We start from the raw sequence: 18,251 nt of genomic DNA, 5'->3' as shown, positions 1-18,251 counted from the left end.
CCGCGAACCGGCAGTTCGCCAGTCGCCCGGCCGCGCGACGTTGCCGGATCGGCGTCCTGCACACGGCCGATTTTCCGGAGGACCGGCCCTCGGTTCACCGATCTCGTTCCAGAATGCGCGGGTCGCCGCCCCGGCGCGGCGATAGTATGCGGAGATGGCGCACCCCGCTACACCCGTACCGGGGGCGGCGGTCGCGGGGGGCTCGTCGCCCGCCGTGGCGGGGCGCGGCACCGGTGTCGCCGAGGTGGTGGCCCGGTTCGCGGAGGCGTGGCGGGACGGGCCGACGCCGCCGGACCTGCCCGCCTTCCTGCCCGACTCTCCCGCCATCCGCCGGGTGTCGCTGATCGAGCTGATCAAGGTCGATCTGGTGAACCGGTGGTCGCGCAACACCGAACCCAAGCGCCTCGCGGAGTACGTCGCGGAACTGCCCGAGCTGAGCACCTGGCCGTTGCCGCCCGACCTCATCTACGAGGAGTTCCACGTGCGCAGGAACGCGGGCAGCTCGGTGCAGGTCGGTGAGTACACCTCGGCGTATCCGGCTCAGGCCCAGGAGCTTTCGGAGATGCTGGCGACCGACGACTATCACAGCACGATGATGACGGCCGCCACCGAACCGGTGGGCCTCGACGACATCGACGTCGGCCAGCGCATCGACGACTTCGACCTGATGACCAGCCTCGGCCGCGGCGCCTTCGCCAAGGTGTTCCTGGCCAGGCAACGGTCCATGCAGCGGTTGGTCGCGTTGAAGATCTCGCAGAACAAGGGCACGGAGCCGCAGACCTTGGCCCAGCTCGACCACGAGTACATCGTGCGGGTCTTCGATCAACGGGTGCTGCCTTCCCGCCGGTTGCGCCTGCTCTACATGCAGTACGTGCCGGGCGGCACACTGTATTCGGTGCTGGAGCGGGTGCGCGTGACGCCGCCCGCCGAACGCAGCGGCGCGATGATGCTGGAGGTCATCGACGCGGTGCTGGCGGCGAAGGGCGAGATCACTCCGGTCGAGTCGTCGGTGCGCGCCGAACTGGCCACGTTGTCGTGGCCGGAGACCATCGCCTGGCTCGGCCGCAGGCTGGCCGAGGCGCTCGACTACGCGGGCCGGAGCGGAGTACTGCACCGCGACATCAAACCCGCCAACGTCCTGCTGACCGCGGAGGGGATTCCGAAGCTCGCCGATTTCAACATCAGCTTCAGCGGCAACGTCTCCGGCGCCAGCCCAGTGGCCTATTTCGGCGGATCGCTGGCGTACATGTCGCCGGAGCAGCTGGCGGCGGTGCATCCCGACATGTCCACCACGGCAGCCGATCTCGATACCCGCAGCGATCTGTACTCGCTCGCCGTGGTGTTGTGGGAGCTGTTGACCGGAAGCAAGCCCTTCCACGACGAGTCGGTGACCGGAGGCGACCGCACCACCCTGGACGGCATGCTGGGCCGCCGCGCCGCGGGCCCGGACGCGCTGCCCTACGAGGATCTGCCGCCGGATTGCCCGGCCGCGCTGCGCCGCGCACTGGTGCGGGCGCTCGAACCCGATCCCGACCGCCGCTGGGCGACCGGCGCGGACATGGCCCAGCAGTTCGACGTCTGCCTGGACGCCCGCGCCCGCGACCTGGTCGATCCGCCGCCCGGCAGCTGGCGACTGCGGGCCCGGCTGTGGATCGTTCCGGTCATGGCCGTCGCCATCGGTATCCCGAACTCGTTCGCCATCTTCTACAGCTACCAGCACAACCGGACGCTGATCATCGACAAGATGGACGAACAAGCCCAGCGGCAATTCGGCGAGATCGCGCCGAACGCCTACGGCCTGTGCTTCCTGATCGGCTTCATCGTCACCAATGTGCTGATCGCCGGGCCCCTGGTCATCGCCTTCGGGCTGCACCGCGGGCGCGAATACGACGCGGCCCGGCTCGCCAAGGCGCGCTCGGACACCTTGCGACTCGCGCAGCGCAACGTGCTGACCTGCTTCGGGCTGTGGGCGTTGTCCGGCATCGTCGTGCCGGTGACGGTGCAGGCTTCGGGCAGTCGACTCACCACAGACGCCTACCTGCACTTCTTCGTCACCCAGATCGTGTGCGGCGCGATCGCGATGGCCTACCCGTACTTCCTGGTCAGCTTCTACGCGGTGCGCAGCCTGTATCCGATGTTCCTGCCGCACGGCGGTCTCGGCCGCGCGGACGCCGACCAGCTCGAGACGCTGGACCGGCGCAGCAACTACTTCCTCGCCCTCGCCGCCGCGGTGCCGCTGCTCGGTGTCGCGGGCGCGACCTTCATTCCCGCCGAGGACATTCCGTCGGTCATCGTGGCGCTGCGGGTGCTGTGCGTCGGCAGCGCCGCGGCCTTCGTCGGCGTGTACTGGTTGTTCCGGATGCTGGAGAAGGATCTGGTGGCGTTGCAGCGCATCGTCCCGCGGTGATCAGCCGGGCTGCACCAGGGCGCGCTTGAGGATCTTGCCGGTGGCGTTGCGCGGCAGGGCGTCGAGGAAGGTCACGTCGCGCGGCACGGAGAACCGGCTGAGCCGATGCCGGATGTAGTCGCGCACCATGTCGCGGTCGAGCCGGGAACCCTCGCGGGTCACCACGAACGCGGCGAGGCGCTGGCCGAACTCCCGGTCGGGCACGCCGACCACGGCCACCTCGCTGACCTGTGGGAGGCGCAGCAGCGCCTCCTCCACCGGGCGCGGGAAGACGTTCTCGCCGCCGGAGATGATCATCTCGTCGTCGCGGCCCGCGACGTACACCAGACCGTCCGCGTCGACGTACCCGAGATCGCCGGTGTCGAGCATGCCGCCGGATTCGGTGGGCGGCGCGGCATCGGTGTAGCCGTCGAAGAGCATGTGGTTGTTGACGAAGATGCGTCCGGTCACCCCGCGCGGCACCGGGCGCAGATCCGGGTCCAGCACCGCGACTTTCGTGCCGAGCGGCGGGCGGCCCGCGGTGGTCGGCGCGGCGCGCAGATCGGCGGGGTCGGCGATGGTCGCCCAGGACACTTCGGTGGAGCCGTAGATGTTGTAGAGGACGTCGCCGAAGGTGTCCATGAACCGCAGCACGGCCGAACCCGCGAGCGGCGCACCGCAACTGGCCACGATCCGCAGGCTCGAGGTGTCGTAGCGGGCCTTGACGTGTGCGGGCAGGTCCAGGATGCGGTTCACCATCACCGGCACCACGACCATCGCGCTGACGCGGTATTCGTCGATCAGGCGCAGGCATTCCTCGGCGTCGAAGCGTTCGGTGAGCAGCACGCTCGCCCGGATCGGCGTGCTGATCTGCAGCGCGGCCAGACCCCAGGTGTGAAACAGCGGCGCCGGGATGAGCATCGTCTCGTCCATCCGGAACGGGATGCGCGAGAGCAGGGCGGCGACGGTGCCGAAACCCTTGGGCTGCGGGCGGCGTGCGCTCTTCGGCGCGCCACTGGTGCCCGAGGTGAGCACGATCAGTCGTCCCGGCTGCGCGGGTCTGGTGAATGGCGGGGTGTCCCACGCGACCAGGTCGTCGACCGTCGCCGGGCCGCCCTGATACGGGTCCGAGGTCGAGTAGCGTGGCAGCTCCGGTGCCACCGACCGCAGCAGCGGATCGAACTCGTCGTCGCGGAATATCGCGGCGAGTTCGTGCTTTTCGACCACGTCGCGGATCTGGCGCGCCGAGAGTCCGGTGTTGATCAGCAGGGCGTCGATGCCGACCTTGCCCGCGGCGACCATGCACTCGACCATCGCGGCGCTGTTGCGGCAGAGCACGCCGATCGCGCTGCCCTCCCCCATCCCCAGCGCCACCAGCGCACCGGCGAGCCGATGGGTGCGGCTGTGCACCTCGGTGAAGCTGTAGGTGGTGTGCGCGTCGACGAGAGCGGGTCGATTGGGGGTGTAGGCCGCGGCGGCCGCGTAGCCGCCCGCGAGCGTAAAGCCCCACTTGGCCAGTCCGCCCAGCTGTTTCAGACCGCGGTCGGGCCGGTAACTGCGCACGACGCCGGTGCTGAGCAGCTGTCTGGCGATGCCGACCTGCAAGCGCGCCACGGAGTCCTCGCCGTTGACCAGCACCGAGGTCGGCGCAGCGCGCACCACGTCGGCGATCCGGTCCATGCCCGCCTTGGTCCAGGCGATCACCTGCGACTTGTCGAACGCGGCGATGCTCGGATGTACCCGTCCCACACCGACATAGGTCACCGTGACCCGGGTGTGCCGCGTGTCGCCGCGCAGCCGCACCGAGGCGAATCCGCCCGCGCCGGGACACTGCAATTCGAGAACTTCGCGCTTCCGCGCGACAACCAGATGAATGGGCGGTACGGTGACGTCGATGTCGGGTCCACCGGCGCGGATTATCAGAACCGTTTGCGTTCCTGATGTTTCGGCGCGCTCACACGATCCGACCCCCTGAAACATTCGCGAGTAGGTCTGCGTCTCGGTGAGCAGATCCCACATCGCCGTGCGGTCGACTGCGTACTCGGCATCAACGGTGATGACATCGGTAACCAACTGTGTGCATTTCTCTCCGGCCCATCCGCGTGCGCGGATCGGCGTGGTCACGTATTTGTACCGACAGGTAACAGTTAGGTCAAGGCCCGGTGTTGCGCCAGGGACGTGCCGGTGACTTTTCGGTCAAATGTCCAAATTTGGGAATCCGTCCCGTATTTCGTGCGGACCTGCACAATGTGATCGAGAAAAGCTTCGCGGCCGCGCCAGGTCGACGGGGCCGCACGACGGGAGAACGATGACCGCCAGAGCCGACCTGGAGCGCGAATTGGGCGGACCGCTAGCGGCCCTCGATCTGCTGACCGATCAGGAGATCGGAGACTTGGCCGCAGCGGTCGACGCCGCGCTGCGCACCGAGACCGCCACTCTCGCCGACTCCGTCGACGCGATCGTGGGCGCCTTGCCGTGGCCGCTGCGCACGGCGGCGAAGAAGATCATGTTCGGAAACCGGCTCGGCTGATGAGCGACCTGGTCATCAGGGCCCAGATCGTCCTGCTCGCCCGCACCCTGCACGTCCCCGCCGAGCGCCTCGCACACCTCGAGAAACTCGGCGCCGCACGGCTACACGAACTGCAACAGCGCGTCGCGAGCCGGATCTTCGACGAACACGCGGCCACCTTCCGGCGCCTCGCCATGCTGGTTCCGGTGATTCCGCTGAGCATCTCGCTGCCGTTGGTCCGGCGCGTGGTGCCGCCGACGATGGCGGGGCGCGCCGCGGGCGCGGTCGGCGTCCAGCATCCGAAGAAAGCCGCCGAGGCACTCGCCATGCTCGACGTCTCCTACGCCGCGGACTGCGTGCCGTACGTGGATCCGCGCACGGTCGGCGCGCTGGCCGACGTCGCGCCGCCAGGGCCGGTCGTCGCCATCACCAACGAGCTGCTGCGCCGCGGCGACTACGTCACCGCCGGTCCGTTCCTCGCCTATGCCACACCGACTCTCATCCGCGCCGTGGAAGCCGGGGTCACCGACGACGAGGGCATGATCCGGTCGGCCGCCTACGCCTATTCGGGCGCGAACATCAGCGCCATCATCCGGCACATGTTGCACGGTCCCACCCAACGAATCCCGCGCCTGACCGCCACCGTCTTGTCCGGCTCCGCGGAGCTGCGGTTGATCGCGCTGTCGGTGTTCGCGCGCTGCGACGAGGATGTGATCGCCGCGCTCGGCGACATCCTCTTCGACGTCGGCTCGGCCGAGCAGAACGCCGACATCGTCCGGGTCGCCGTCGAGGCGGGCGCGATCCGCGAATTGCTCACGTTCATCGGGCATCTCGGCCCCTCGGCGCTGGACACACTGGCCGCCAATCCGGTCACCGGCGACCACGCCGTCATGTCGGCGCTGGTGGCCGAGGTCGCCGAGCGGCCCGAAACCTCGACACTGCGCGGTCTGGTGAACCTCTTGGAGCGCACCGACGCCGAGGCGACGCGGCGCTGGGGCAGGCGGCTTTTCGAATCGGACGACTCGCTGCTCGTCGAGCTGCCCGCGATCGTCACCGAGGCCAGGCTCTGGCCCGCGCTGCTGCGCATCCTCGCCGAGATCGACGCCGAAACGCAGACCCGACTCGGCGAGGCGTGGGCGAAGCTGCCTGCCGCGGACCGTGAGACGCTCGAACGACGGGTTCACCAGCTCCGGCTGGACACCCGCCTCGCCACCCTCACGGTCACGATGAACATCTACGGCTGAGGCTCGTCTCGGTGCCGCGCCGCGCACTGCGTGGTGCCGGATCACGCAGTGCGCGGCGACAGGTCCGCCTACACCGGCGTGAAATCCCGGCTGCCGATGTAGGTGGGTCGCCGCGCCGGTGCGGCGAACGGCTCCTCCAAGGCGTTCTCCACGCTGTTGAACACCAGGAAGATGTTCGAGCGAGGAAAGGGGGTGATGTTGTTGGACGAGCCGTGCATGATGTTCGAGTCGAACAGCAGCGCCGACCCCGCCCGACCGGTGAACTGCATGATGCCGTACTTGCTCGCCAGCGTCGCGATGTCGTCGGTGCTCGGCACCCCGATCTCCTGCTCCTGCAACGACTCCCGATAGTGCTCGGCGGGCGTGCTGCCGTGGCACGGCACGAAGGTGCGGTGCGAGCCCGGCATCACCATCAGGCTCCCGTTGACCGGGTGGTTGTCGGTCAACGCGATGGACAGGCTCACCGCGCGCGGGCTCGGCATCCCGTCCTCGGCGTGCCAGGTCTCGAAATCCGAGTGCCAGTAGAAGCCCGTGCCGCGAAAGCCCGGCATGTAGTTGATCCGGGTTTGGTGCAGGTAGACCTCCGAACCCAGCACCTGCCTGGCCAATCCGGCCACCCGCGATTCGCGCACCAGATCGGCGACCGCGCCGCTGAGCTTGTGCACCTCGAAGATGGACCTGACCCGCCGGGAGGCCTTCTCGACGATGAGCCGGTCGTCCTCGGCCAGCGCCGGATCAGCGGCGAGCCTGCTGATCTCGGCGCCGAACAACGCCACCTCGTCGGGGCCGAGCAGATCCTCGACGACCGCGAAGCCGTCGCGGTCGAAGGTGGTCAGCTCCTCGGACTCGATCCTGCCCCACACCGTCGGATCGGGTCGTTCGATGTGCGCGGTGCGCGCCCCGGTGCGGGTGGGATACCGATCGATGCGCTCGACCTCGTCGCGCTCGATGGTCTGTGGTAACACTTCTCGCCGCTCCTCTCAGCCGACCGGCGCCGCGACAAGCGGGTAGACGCCGTTGCTGTCGTGAACCTCCTGCCCGGTGACCGGCGGGTTGAACACGCACATCATCCGCATGGCGCTGCGCACCTCGAGACGATGGCGTTCGTGCCCGTCGAGCAGGTACATGGATCCGGGGGCGAGCTCGTAGGTGACGTCGTTGTCCAAGTCCGTGAGTGTGCCCTCGCCCTCGATCAACCACACCGCTTCCACGTGGTGGCGGTAGTGGAACTCGTGCACGGTCCCTTCCTCGATGGTGGTCTCGTGGAAGGAGAAGCCGACACCGTCGCCGCCGAGCACGATCCGCTTGCTGCGCCAGCCGGTGCCCGCGACGTCGCGGTCGGTGCCGGTGATCCCCGCGGTGCTGCGCACGATCACCGCAGCTCACCTCCCTCGGCCGGGCCGCGGTGGTGCAGACGGCCCCAACCGGTGCACACCGTGTCGATGGCGCCGGTGAGCAGCTGCAGACCGTAGTCGAGTTCCTCGTCGGTGATCGTCAACGGCGGCAACAGCTTCACCACCTCGTCGGTCGAACCGGAGGTCTCCACCAGCAGGCCGCGTTCGAAGGCCACCTGGCAGACCTTGCCCGCCTGCGACGGGTCGTCGAAGGCGATGCCGTGCACCAGGCCGCGGCCGCGGGTCGACAGGCCGGGGAAGTGATCGGCGACCTCGCCGAGCGCGTGCGCGATGCGGGTGCCCTTGGCCTGTGTCGCGTTCTCCAGCGTGTCGTCGGACCAGTAGTGCTGCAGCGCGGTCTGCGCGGTGACGAAGGCGGGGTTGTTGCCGCGGAAGGTGCCGTTGTGCTCGCCGGGCGCCCACTGGTCCAGCTCGGACTTGAAAAGCACCAGCGCCATGGGCAATCCGTAGCCGCCGATCGACTTGGACAGCGTCACGATGTCGGGGGTGATCCCGGCGACCTCGAAGGAGAAGAACGGACCGGTCCGGCCGCAGCCCATTTGCACGTCGTCGACGATCAGCAGGATCTCGCGCTCCTCGCACAGCTTGGCGAGGTGCCGAAGCCATTCCGCGCGAGCGACATTCACGCCGCCCTCGCCCTGCACCGTCTCCACGATGACCGCGGCGGGACGGTCGAAGCCCGAGGACGAGTCGTCGAGTACCCGCTCCATCCACTGGAAGTCGGCGGTGGTGTTGTCGAAGTAGCCGTCGTAGGGCATGTGCGCCGCGTGCACCAGCGGCACGCCCGCGCCCGCGCGCTTGGCGGCGTTGCCGGTCACCGACAGCGCGCCGAGGGTCATGCCGTGGAAGGCGTTGGTGAAGCTGAGGATGGTCTCCCTGCCGGTCACCTTGCGGGCCAGCTTGAGCGCGGCCTCGACGGCATTGGCGCCGGTCGGCCCGGGGAACTGCACCTTGTAGTCCAGGTCGCGGGGAGCGAAGACGGTGTCGCGGAGGGTCTCCAGCAGTTTGCGCTTGGCCGCGGTGGACATGTCCAGGCCGTGGGTGATGCCGTCACCGGCGATGTAGTCCAGCAGCGGCTGCTTGAGGATCGGGTTGTTGTGGCCGTAGTTCAACGCGCCTGCGCCTGCGAAGAAGTCGAGGTAGTCCTTGCCGTCCTCGTCGCGCAGCCAGGCGCCCTTCGCGGTGGTGAACACGGTGGGCCAGGCGCGGCAGTAGCCGCGCACATTCGACTCCAGGGACTCGAAGACGGTGGTTTCGGCGGTGATCATCGAAGCTCCTTCTCGGGCTTTCGCTGTGCGGTCGGCACGATGCGATAGAGGTCTTCCGCGGCGTGGTTGTCGGGGAAGACGCCAGGATCGAACAAGGGGCGCTTGGTCATTCGCGCGCCACGGCGACGGGCCACTGCCGCGAACATCGCGACCGAGGCCGGATTGTCCGGCGAGATGGTGGTTTCCAGCGCGGTGACCCCGTGCGGGGCGACGGTGTCGAGCAGTCGCTCGATCAGCGCGCTACCGGTGCCCCGGCCGCGCTCGCTGTGCGAAACCGCCACCTGCCAAACGAATACGGTGTCCGGCGCCTGCGGGCGCAGGTAGCCGATGACGAAGCCGACGACTCTGCCGTCCACCTCGGCGACCACCGTGGTTCCGGGGAAGTCCCGACACCACAGCAGGTACGCGTAGCTCGAGTTGGTGTCGAGCACGTGCGAATCCTTTGCGATTCGCCAGATCTGGGCGGCGTCACCCAGCTGTGGCGCGCGCAGGAGCGGAGCACCGATTCGGTCGGATCTGCGCCATGCCGGCGCGAGGCCGGCGCGATCGATCGTTTCCGTGGACAAGGTTGGCAGTGACATACAACTCCCAGGTCGGGTCTGCAGTACTCATCCAGGCTTACGAACCAACTTTGAGCTGAAGTGGTCGATCTCTTTGCGGTTGTATTACGAACAGATCACGAGGCCAAACAAAATGTGATCAGCGTTGCACGTCGAGGCGATATCCGAGACCGCGCACAGTCACCACGACGCAGGGATCGGAAGGATCGCGTTCGATCTTGGTGCGCAGCCGGCGCATATGGACGTCTACAATGCGTTCGTCGCCGAAAAATCCGTCGTCCCAAACACGTTCGAGTAGCAGTGTGCGGCTGAGCACACGCCCCGGCGATTCCGCGAGTTCGCAGAGGAGCCGAAACTCGGTGATGGTCAAGCGAATTTCCTCGTCGCCCCGGCGCACCGCCCCGCCGTCGCGGTCGAGCACCAGAGGCGCGGCCGGATATGCGTCGAGCACCGTTTCGCGCGGCGCGTCGCGTTCGGCGGCCAGCCGCGCCCTGCGGCGCAATGCGCGCATGCGGGCGGAGATTTCCTTGATTTCGAAAGGTTTGGTGACGAAGTCGTCGGCGCCCGCTTCGAGCGCGGCGACCACGTCGTGGGTGTCGTCGCGCGAGCTGATCACGATGATCGGCACGTCGTGGTCGCGGCGGATCTCCCGGATGCAATCGAATCCGTCCATGTCCCCGAGCATCAGCTCGACGATCATCACGTCGGGGGCGCCGTTGCTGCGCAGGTGGGTCAGCGCGTCCTCGGCTTCGTGCGCCTCGGCGACGTCGTACCCCTCGTCCTCCATGGCTATCCGCAGTGCCCCGCGGATCTGGTCGTCGTCGTCCACGATCATCAGGTTCGCGCTCAAGACCTCATCCCTTGCAGACAGGCGGAAGCGCGGCGTGATGCGGAAATCGCATGCCCAACGACGCGACAGTCCGCTTCGAGCAGCTTGCCGACCACCCAAATACCCGTAGCGACCGCTCGGTAAACATCGGGTAGCCGGCGGGGGCCGCTCCTGACGGTCGCGAAGACCGCCGTGAGCTGGTCTTACCTGACCATTACGCGCATCCAGGTCGGCGAGGTGAGCTCGCCAACACCGACGGTGTCGCCCGGGTCCGCGCGGCGGCCACAGTCAGTGTCGACAGCGTCGTCACCGTTCCACGCATCTGCGGCTCCCTTTCCGTGTCCGGATTGCCGGGCTTCTGGTGTGCGTCCGGTTTTCCACCCTTGCCGGTGGGCGCGGCGATCGCAAGTCGGCGGTGATCTACGACACAGTCGGCCGCCCGGGTGGTGGCCGCCGAATGCGCGCGGCAAAACCGCCCGGAGCAGCGCCGGAAGGGCCTTCGGTAGCTGTTTGCCGGGTGCCCTGCCGGGTAGCTGACCGATATGGGCTTATCGGTGCGAGGAGTCGTCTTCAACCCGCTGGTCTCCGCCGTCGCGGGCACAGCGGTCGATGTCGCGCGGTCCGGAGCCGGGTTGGCGTTCGACACCGGGATGAAGGTCGCCGCCGTGCCGGTCCGCGTCGCCGAGACGGGCGTGCGTGCCGCCGTCGCGGGCGCCGAACTGGTGCTCCCCGACGCGGCGGGCCACCTGCGCGACGATCTGGCCGACCTCGTCGATCCGCACGCCGGACGGACCCAGCGGCGGATCGCGGTGAGCGAGGACCGCGCGACCGTCGAGGTGCGCGGGCTCACCGACGAAGACAACCCGGCCATCACGCGGGCGCTCGGCAAGCGACTCGATCGCCTGCGCGCGGTGCGCTGGTGGGAGGTCAACGCGGTCACCGGACGGGTCGTCGCGGCGCTCGCGCACGGCGCGGCGGACCTACCCGCGCTGCTCGCCGAGGTCGAGCGAACCGAGCGTGACGCCGAGGTCGCCGACCGCGAGTGGAGCCGCCGCGAGGAGTTTCCCGCGGATCGAGAACCATTGCTGGTCGCCGGAATTCAGGTCGCCGGAGATCTGTGCGCGATGGCCGTCGCGAGCGCCGCGTGGCTGCTGCCGATCCGGCCGCCGGTGCGGGCGCTGCGTTCGATCGCCGCGTTCACCGACTCCCAGCCGCGATTGCGGCGCATGCTGGAGGATCGATTGGGCCGTCCCAGAACGGATCTGGTGCTGAGCACCGCGACGGCGTTCGGCAACGCACTCGGCAACGCGCCGGCCGAAGGCATGGCGAACCTGTTCGCCGACACCGTGCAGCGCACGATGGTGCTCACCGAAGTCGTCGCGCGGCGCGCCCAGTGGCACAGCTGGGAGTGCGAGCTCACCACGCACACGGCGCTCTCCGTCGACGAGCCGCTGCCCCCGCACACCAGGCCCGCCGATCTGCCGCACGGACCCGTGGAGCGGGTCGGCGACGAGACCTCGGCCGCCGCGTTGCTGAGCGCCGCGGCGTTCGGCGCGTCACGGAGCGGAAGCGCCGCGGCGGAGGCGCTCGAACTAGGCGCGCCCAAAGCCGCCCGCGCGACCAGGGAGGCCTACGCCGCCGCCGTCTCGACGACCCTGTCGCGCGCGGGCGTACTCACCCTGGAACCGGTCGTCTGGCGACGGCTGGACCGCCTCAGCGCGCTCATAGTCGACGGCGAATCCTTGCTGACCCCAGGCCGTCTGGTGCTGGCCGCCGAGGCCATCGATCCGCGGTGGCGAGACCCGCACCGGCGACACCGGCCGGGCCGGGCGTCGGCCGGCACGGACGGCGCCGACGGGGCCACCCGCGACGGCGCCGAGCCGCCTGCCACGTCGGAGGACGCGGCGCGCCGAGTGTCGGGCAACGGGTCCGGCCCCGCGAAGGACGACCTGGGCGAGCGGGTGAAAGCAAACGAACAGCGGGCTGCGGCCCACGTGTGGAGTGCGGCCCAGCGTCTGCTCCGCCCGGGGAAGGACGAGGGAGCCCCTGGCACGAAAGACCAAGCACAGCAGCAAGATACGCACGGCTTGCGCTTGGTGCACCCCACGAGCGGGCTGCCGGACCGCGGCGCCACCCTACGCCCGGTCTGGCGCGAATTGCGCGACGGCGACCGGCCGGTGGGCCGGGTCCTGATCGGTCGCGAGCTGGACCGCCGCGCCCACGCCGTGCTCGGCGCGGCACGGAGCGCGGGTCTGCGGGTGACCCTGGTCGGCGGCGAGGACGTCGCCGAGTTGCGTTCCCTCGCCGACGAATTCGCCTCGGCCGGGGTGTCGATGAGCAAGCTGGTGCACGGCGCGCAGCAGGACGGTCACGTCGTCGCGGTGCTGAGCCCCCGCGCGCACAAGGCGCTGGCCTGGGCCGACGTCGCGATCGGCCTGTGCGGCGGGGACTGGGGGTCGATGCGTCCACCGTGGAGCGCGGACCTGCTCTGCCGCGATCTGACCCAGGCCCAACGGGTGCTCGCCGCCGTCGCCCCGGCCAGGCAGGCCAGCGAACGCGGCCGGGCGTTGGCCCTCTCGGCCTGCGCACTCGGTGGACTGCTGCTGGCGACCGGACCCGCCCGGCGCGGCCGCTACTCGCCGATGGTCACCGCGCACTGCGTCGGCCTGCTCAACGGCGCTGTCGCGGGCTGGCGGGCCGTGCGCGCCGAACCGCCTGGCACCTTGGCTCCGCTGCTGCCCTGGCACGCGCTGGAATCCGATGAGGTCCTCTCCCGGCTGCCGCGACCACCGGCCCTGGCCGAGCGAGCTGCCGAAGCCTCTCGCGCCCCGGCGATCCTGGCGCCGTTGGCAGGGCTGGTCTCGTTCGCCGGGCAGCTTCGCCGCGAGCTGGCCGACCCGCTCACCCCGATCCTCGGTGTCGGCGCGGTCGCCACCGCCATCCTCGGCTCGCCGTCCGACGCCGTCCTGCTCTCCTCGGTGCTGACCGTCAACGCGCTCGTCTCCGCGCGGCAGCGCCAGAAGGCCGAGAACGCCCTGCACCGGCTGATGGCCGACGAACAGGTGACCGCCCGGCTGCTGGACCGCGCCGTGATCGACGACGGCGGCGCCGAACCGGATACGGACCGCGCCGACGAAAGTGTTGTCCCCGCGTACCGCCTCGCGCTCGGTGATGTCGTCGCGCTGCGGGCGGGCGATATCGTGCCCGCCGACGCGCGGCTGCTGTGGCTCGACGATCTCGAGATGGACGAATCGGGATTGACCGGCGAATCGGTGACCGTGGAGAAGCAGCTGGCCGCGACGCCGGGCGCCGAGCTCGGCGACCGGGCGTGCATGGTCTTCGAGGGCAGCACCGTGGTGAGCGGCGCGGCCTGCGCCGTCGTGGTCGCCGTCGGGGCCGACACCCAGGCGGGCCGCGCGACCGCGGGCGCGGCGCCGCCCGAAAAGGGCGGCGTCCAAGCGCAATTGCGGCGGTTGACCGATCGTGTGCTGCCCCTCACCTTGACCGGCGGCGGCGCGGTGACGGCGCTGGGCGGCTTGCGTGGACAACCGCTGCGCACCGCGATCGCCGACGGCGTCGGTGTGGCCGTCGCGGCGGTGCCGGAAGGCCTGCCGCTGGTCGCCACCGTCGCACAGCTGGCGGCCGCGCGCAGGCTCTCCAAGCACGGCGTCCTGGTGCGGGCCAGTCGTACCGTCGAGGCGCTCGGCCGGGTCGACACCCTGTGCTTCGACAAGACCGGGACACTCACCGAAGGCCGGTTGCGGCTGACCACTCTCGCCGACCTGCACGACCAGTGGCAGCCCGACGCTGATTCCGACGCCGCGCGCCGTCTGCTGCGTGCCGCCGCGCGCGCCTGCCCCGACCAGGACGAAGGTCCGGTGCTGCACGCCACGGACCGCGCGGTCGTCGATGCCGCCGACGTGCTCGGCGACGACGCGCACGAATGGGATCCGATCGAGGAAATTCCGTTCGAGTCCAACCGCGGCTACGCCGCCGCGCTCGGCCACACCACCCGCAGGCTGCGCCTGGTGGTCAAGGGCGCCCCCGAGGTGGTGCTCCCGCGCTGCGCCAAGGTGCGCACGGGCGAACAGGACAAGCAGCCGCTCACCGACGAACAGCGCGAACACGCGCAGGCAGTCGTGCGGGATCTGGCCGAACAGGGTCTGCGGGTGCTGGTGGTGGCCCGCCGGGATTTGGACGAGGAGCCGGAGGATGTCGAGGAGGCGGTCGACGAACTCACCCTGCTCGGCTTCCTCGGATTGGCCGATACACCGCGTCCGCAGACGCTGCCGCTGGTGAATGCCTTGCGCGAGAACGGGATCGGCATCCGCATGATCACCGGCGATCACCCGGTGACCGCCGCGGCCGTCGCGCGGCAGCTGGGCATCGACGCGGAGTCGGTGGCCACCGGCGCGGATCTGGACCGGCTCGACGACAGCGCGCAGACCAAGCTGATCGAGAAGACCTCGGTGTTCGCCAGGGTCGCTCCGGAACAGAAGGTGCGCATCGTCGCCGCGCTGCGCCGCGGCGGGCACGTCGTCGGCATGACCGGCGACGGCAGCAACGACGCGGCCGCGATCCGCAGCGCGGACGTCGGAATCGGTGTGGCCGCACACGGTTCCGCGGCCGCCCGCAACGCCGCCGATCTGGTTCTCACCGACCCCGACCCGACCGCGCTGCTGCACGCCCTGGTGGAGGGGCGCGGCATGTGGCAGCGGATCAACGACGCCGTCGGCGTGCTGGTCGGCGGGAACGCGGGCGAGGTCGCCTTCACGCTGTACGGCACGGCCGTGAGCGGTCACGCCCCGCTCGGCACCCGCCAGTTCCTCTTGGTGAACATGCTCACCGACATGTTCCCCGCGCTGGCGCTCGCCCTGTCCCCCGACCGCGAGGAGCAGAACGCCGCCGATCCCGAGCAGCGGGCGCGTCAGCTCTCCGACATCCCGCCCGCGCGACTCGGGTCGGAACTCACGCACACCATCGCGGTGCGCGGCATCGCCACCGCCGCAGGCGCGGCGGCCGCGTGGACGATCGGCCGCTACACCGGCTCGCACCGGCGCGCCGCCACCATCGGCTTGGTCGCGCTGATCGGTACCCAGCTCGGACAGACCCTGCTCTCCGGCCACGACAGCCCGCTGGTCTGGGTCACCACCGCGGCCAGCGGCGCGGTGCTCGCCGCGGTGGTCATGACGCCGGGGGTGTGCAACTACTTCGGCTGCACCCCGCTGGGCCCGGTCGGCTGGACCATCGCCGCGACGACCGCTGCCGCGGCGACCGCGGGTTCGGTGGTGCTCCCCCGCTTCCTGCCCGCGCCCGCCGCCGACGATTGACCCGCGCGTTTCGACCAACTGGAATTCGTTCGGGGACAGGCACTCTCGATCGGAAACCGGCAGTCCGATGATCGGCGCGGCACTGTGGCCCGCGCCGATTCCTCGGCTCGCTCCGGTCAGGACTCGTCCGGACCCGTGGTGAGCGGAGGCTCGTCCGGGACGACGTCCGGTTCCTCGGCGTCGAGACGCCGGCCGATCGACTCGCCCGCGCGCAGCACGGCGGGCGGTTCGGCGTAGCGTTCGGCGGCCGACCACGCGTCGGGCGGGTCCATCGCCGCCTCGAGCGGATCGGCGTCGAGTTCGTCCTCGTCGAGCTGTTCGGTCGTGGACGGGATCTCGTCGGTCCACGACGTGTCGTCGAGCGGCTCTCCGCCGGAAAGTTCGGTCATGCTCGAGGGGTTTCCGCTGGCGAGCCGCCGAAACGGGTCAACCGTCCTCGTGGCGCGAACGCTCCAGCCGGTTGAAATTGCTCGGTGAGCCGTCGGCCCGCTGCTCCTGGTACAGGAAGCGCAGCCGCCGGTCGTCGAAGGTCGCGAACCATTCGTCCCAGCCGACGGGGCGCAGCACCGCGCCGCCGTAGCCGGGAAAGTCGAAGCGCAGCACGCCGAGACGGCCGTTGTACTCGCTGCCCGGCATGGTGGCGGGGCGAGCGCCGCGCTGCTCGGCCCACCGCCTGATCACCTCGTGGTTGCGCGTGACCAGGGTACGGCCCGCTCGGTCCGGGCGCTGGGTCGGCGACGTGATCTCCTGTGCCTGCTGCAGCGACCTCGAATGCCCCGGTCCGGCGTGCGGAGCCCGGATGGCGGGTCGTCGCTGATAGTCCATGACGACTCCCTCTGCGCCCTCGTATCTCGTTGTCCGGTTGTCTCACCACGTACCCGAACCGGAACGTCGGCAAACGGGAGTGAGGCGTATGCCGCAACCGATTCGTCCGGTGTGCGGTGGGTATCCGCTGGATGATCGGCCTTCGCCGCCGAGGTTCGCGACGGTGCGGGTCAGGGCACCACCCAGGAGATGCCGCATGGACGACCACACGCCACAGCCGATACCCGATCCCATACCCCCGAATCCGCAGCCCGACCCGGTGCCGACGCCGCCCGAGCCGGAGCCGATTCCGAACCCAGATCCGGCTCCGCACCCGTTTCCGCCGCCGTTCCCGCCCGAGCCAGGACCTTCCCCGCTGCCGTCCGAACCGGAGCCGGGACACCCGTTTCCGCCGGAACCCGACCGGCCGACGCCGCCGCCCGGCCCGGACCCGCGCGAACCCGCTCCCCCGCCCGAGCCGGGGCCGGGGCGCCCCATACCGGGGCCCGATCCGGCGCCCGCACCGCCGAATCCGCAGTGAGGACGCGCGTCAGTCGCGCAGCGCCTCCTCGCGCAGCCAGCGCAGGGTCTTGGCGAGAATCCGGGAAACGTGCATCTGCGAGACGCCGAGCACGTCGGCGATCTGCGTCTGGGTCTTGCCCTCGAAGAACCGCATGATCAGCACCTGCCGCTCACGATCGGGCAGCTCGGAGATGAGCGGCTTGACCGCCATGAAGTCCTCCACCAGGTGGTAGGAGGGCTCCTCGGCGCCGAGACTTTCCAACAGCGGCAGCGGCGCGCTGTCGATGTCGTCGCCCGCGACGGCGTCGATGGACGACGATTGGTACGCGTTGCCAGCGATCAGCGCCTGGGTGACCTCCACGAGGTCGACGCCGAGCTCGTCGGCGATCTCGCGGGCGCGCGGCATCCGGCCGAGCCGCTGCGACAGCGCTTCCACCGTCGCGCCGATGCTGAGCTGGATCTCCTTGGTTCGCCGCGGCACCCGAACGGCCCACGTGTTGTCGCGGAAATGCCTGCGGACCTCGCCCATGATGGTCGGCACCGCGAAGGCGAGGAAGGACGAGCCGCGGCTGACGTCGAACCTGTCGGCGGCCTGCACCAGCCCGAGCCGCGCGACTTGGAGCAGATCGTCGAAGACCTCGCCGCGCCCGGAGAACTTGCGCGCGATGTGCTCGGCCAGCGGCAGGCAGCGTCCGATCAGCTCTTCCCGGAGGGCGACGCGGCGGGGGTCGCCCGGGGCGAGTGCATCGATCTTCTCGAAGAGCGGCTCGATATTGTCGTAGCTGTCGCCCGCCGACCTCGATTCACCCGCCATCGGCGCCCCCTCGCACCCAGGCGAAGTCGACAACCGTCCGATAACCCGACAGCTCCCCGTCGTAGGGCTCCTGCTGCGCGGCGATGGATTCGGTGAGGGTCCGTACGATGTGCCATCCGAAACCGGCCTGCTCCACTATCGAGTCGGTCGTCACGATCGATGACACGTGCACGAACATGCGATTCTCGTCGTAAGTGAACGCGCAGTCGATGTCCGAGCCCGGCACCGCGTCCAAGATCAGCACGGTGGCGACCTCGTCGAGCGCGAGGCGGATGTCGGTGACCTCGTCGATGGCGAAATCCGCGATGAGAGCCACGGTTTCGGCGAGGGCGCGCAGCATCGTCAGCTGCTCGAGCCGCGCGGGCACGCGAACACCTATGGTCGTCGTTTCCGTCGAGGACTGCGAGGTCCACTCCCCCATCACCCATCACCACCTTGTTTCGCGCGGCCGATCCGTCAGGCTACCGCGCAACAATCGCCAGCCCTGGTGATCGGGCGACCGCGGCGTCCCTCATCGTTGCACTTACCCGTCGGACACGAACTGAAACGCCGGTCATCGCCGACGTGGGT

14 protein-coding genes are annotated in these 18,251 nt (G+C 69.8%); 4 read left to right on the top strand and 10 right to left on the bottom strand.

Annotated elements, in window-relative coordinates; all coding sequences use genetic code 11:
- Positions 1 to 154: 154 nt before the first annotated feature.
- Positions 155 to 2,407, top strand: coding sequence for a serine/threonine-protein kinase (locus tag AC3EO7_RS22085; RefSeq protein ID WP_435592285.1), 2,253 nt, complete (start codon positions 155 to 157; stop codon positions 2,405 to 2,407).
- Here AC3EO7_RS22085 and AC3EO7_RS22080 read toward each other — a convergent pair whose 3' ends face one another.
- Positions 2,408 to 4,459, bottom strand: coding sequence for an AMP-binding protein (locus AC3EO7_RS22080; RefSeq protein WP_435592284.1), 2,052 nt, complete (start codon positions 4,457 to 4,459; stop codon positions 2,408 to 2,410). It abuts the gene before it with no gap.
- A 235-nt stretch (positions 4,460 to 4,694) separates the two neighbouring features.
- On the opposite strand from AC3EO7_RS22080, the gene AC3EO7_RS22075 reads away from it, so the two are divergent.
- Together AC3EO7_RS22075 and AC3EO7_RS22070 are read left to right on the top strand one after the other, a co-directional pair.
- Positions 4,695 to 4,916: a hypothetical protein gene (locus AC3EO7_RS22075; protein ID WP_431965612.1), complete on the top strand. Its 222-nt coding sequence runs from the start codon at positions 4,695 to 4,697 to the stop codon at positions 4,914 to 4,916.
- Positions 4,916 to 6,139: a hypothetical protein gene (locus AC3EO7_RS22070; protein WP_435592283.1), complete on the top strand. Its 1,224-nt coding sequence runs from the start codon at positions 4,916 to 4,918 to the stop codon at positions 6,137 to 6,139. Before AC3EO7_RS22075 ends, AC3EO7_RS22070 begins: the two co-directional genes overlap by 1 nt.
- Positions 6,140 to 6,207: 68 nt before the next feature.
- On the opposite strand, the gene thpD is transcribed toward AC3EO7_RS22070, so the two are convergent.
- The 5 genes from thpD to AC3EO7_RS22045 form a co-directional block, all read right to left on the bottom strand.
- Positions 6,208 to 7,104, bottom strand: coding sequence for an ectoine hydroxylase (gene thpD, locus AC3EO7_RS22065; protein WP_435592282.1), 897 nt, complete (start codon positions 7,102 to 7,104; stop codon positions 6,208 to 6,210).
- A 15-nt stretch (positions 7,105 to 7,119) separates the two neighbouring features.
- Positions 7,120 to 7,515: an ectoine synthase gene (locus AC3EO7_RS22060; RefSeq protein WP_431965606.1), complete on the bottom strand. Its 396-nt coding sequence runs from the start codon at positions 7,513 to 7,515 to the stop codon at positions 7,120 to 7,122.
- Entirely contained in the window at positions 7,512 to 8,822 is a 1,311-nt protein-coding gene (ectB, locus tag AC3EO7_RS22055; RefSeq protein ID WP_431965604.1) for a diaminobutyrate--2-oxoglutarate transaminase, read from the bottom strand. The genes AC3EO7_RS22060 and ectB overlap by 4 nt, the downstream gene beginning before the upstream one ends.
- Positions 8,819 to 9,403, bottom strand: coding sequence for a diaminobutyrate acetyltransferase (gene ectA / locus AC3EO7_RS22050; RefSeq protein WP_435592281.1), 585 nt, complete (start codon positions 9,401 to 9,403; stop codon positions 8,819 to 8,821). Before ectA ends, ectB begins: the two co-directional genes overlap by 4 nt.
- Positions 9,404 to 9,521: 118 nt before the next feature.
- Positions 9,522 to 10,232 carry a response regulator transcription factor gene (locus tag AC3EO7_RS22045; RefSeq protein ID WP_431965600.1) on the bottom strand — a complete coding sequence of 237 codons (711 nt, stop codon included), beginning with the start codon at positions 10,230 to 10,232 and terminating at the stop codon, positions 9,522 to 9,524.
- A gap of 533 nt (positions 10,233 to 10,765) precedes the next feature.
- On the opposite strand from AC3EO7_RS22045, the gene AC3EO7_RS22040 reads away from it, so the two are divergent.
- Positions 10,766 to 15,541, top strand: a complete 4,776-nt coding sequence (locus tag AC3EO7_RS22040) for a cation-translocating P-type ATPase (protein WP_435592280.1) — start codon at positions 10,766 to 10,768, stop codon at positions 15,539 to 15,541.
- 116 nt (positions 15,542 to 15,657) lie between these two features.
- On the opposite strand, the gene AC3EO7_RS22035 is transcribed toward AC3EO7_RS22040, so the two are convergent.
- The 4 genes from AC3EO7_RS22035 to AC3EO7_RS22020 form a co-directional block, all read right to left on the bottom strand.
- Positions 15,658 to 15,930 carry a hypothetical protein gene (locus AC3EO7_RS22035; protein WP_431965596.1) on the bottom strand — a complete coding sequence of 91 codons (273 nt, stop codon included), beginning with the start codon at positions 15,928 to 15,930 and terminating at the stop codon, positions 15,658 to 15,660.
- 37 nt (positions 15,931 to 15,967) lie between these two features.
- Positions 15,968 to 16,366: a hypothetical protein gene (locus AC3EO7_RS22030; protein WP_431965594.1), complete on the bottom strand. Its 399-nt coding sequence runs from the start codon at positions 16,364 to 16,366 to the stop codon at positions 15,968 to 15,970.
- A gap of 529 nt (positions 16,367 to 16,895) precedes the next feature.
- Positions 16,896 to 17,681 (bottom strand): RNA polymerase sigma factor SigF, encoded by a 786-nt coding sequence (locus AC3EO7_RS22025; RefSeq protein WP_431965592.1) that lies wholly within the window; start codon positions 17,679 to 17,681, stop codon positions 16,896 to 16,898.
- Positions 17,671 to 18,048, bottom strand: a complete 378-nt coding sequence (locus AC3EO7_RS22020; RefSeq protein ID WP_435592279.1) for an anti-sigma factor — start codon at positions 18,046 to 18,048, stop codon at positions 17,671 to 17,673. Before AC3EO7_RS22020 ends, AC3EO7_RS22025 begins: the two co-directional genes overlap by 11 nt.
- Positions 18,049 to 18,251: the final 203 nt, after the last annotated feature.

The organism is Nocardia sp. bgisy118 (genome assembly GCF_057708605.1).
This window is presented reverse-complemented; position numbering and strand designations above follow the sequence as displayed.

Excerpts from the sequence above, each read along its gene's own strand:
- AC3EO7_RS22085 (WP_435592285.1), top strand. The coding sequence starts at position 155 with ATGGCGCACCCCGCTACACCCGTACCGGGGGCGGCGGTCGCGGGGGGC.
- AC3EO7_RS22075 (WP_431965612.1), top strand. The coding sequence starts at position 4,695 with ATGACCGCCAGAGCCGACCTGGAGCGCGAATTGGGCGGACCGCTAGCG.
- AC3EO7_RS22070 (WP_435592283.1), top strand. The coding sequence starts at position 4,916 with ATGAGCGACCTGGTCATCAGGGCCCAGATCGTCCTGCTCGCCCGCACC.
- ectB (WP_431965604.1), bottom strand. The coding sequence starts at position 8,822 with ATGATCACCGCCGAAACCACCGTCTTCGAGTCCCTGGAGTCGAATGTG.
- ectA (WP_435592281.1), bottom strand. The coding sequence starts at position 9,403 with ATGTCACTGCCAACCTTGTCCACGGAAACGATCGATCGCGCCGGCCTC.
- AC3EO7_RS22035 (WP_431965596.1), bottom strand. The coding sequence starts at position 15,930 with ATGACCGAACTTTCCGGCGGAGAGCCGCTCGACGACACGTCGTGGACC.
- AC3EO7_RS22030 (WP_431965594.1), bottom strand. The coding sequence starts at position 16,366 with ATGGACTATCAGCGACGACCCGCCATCCGGGCTCCGCACGCCGGACCG.
- AC3EO7_RS22025 (WP_431965592.1), bottom strand. The coding sequence starts at position 17,681 with ATGGCGGGTGAATCGAGGTCGGCGGGCGACAGCTACGACAATATCGAG.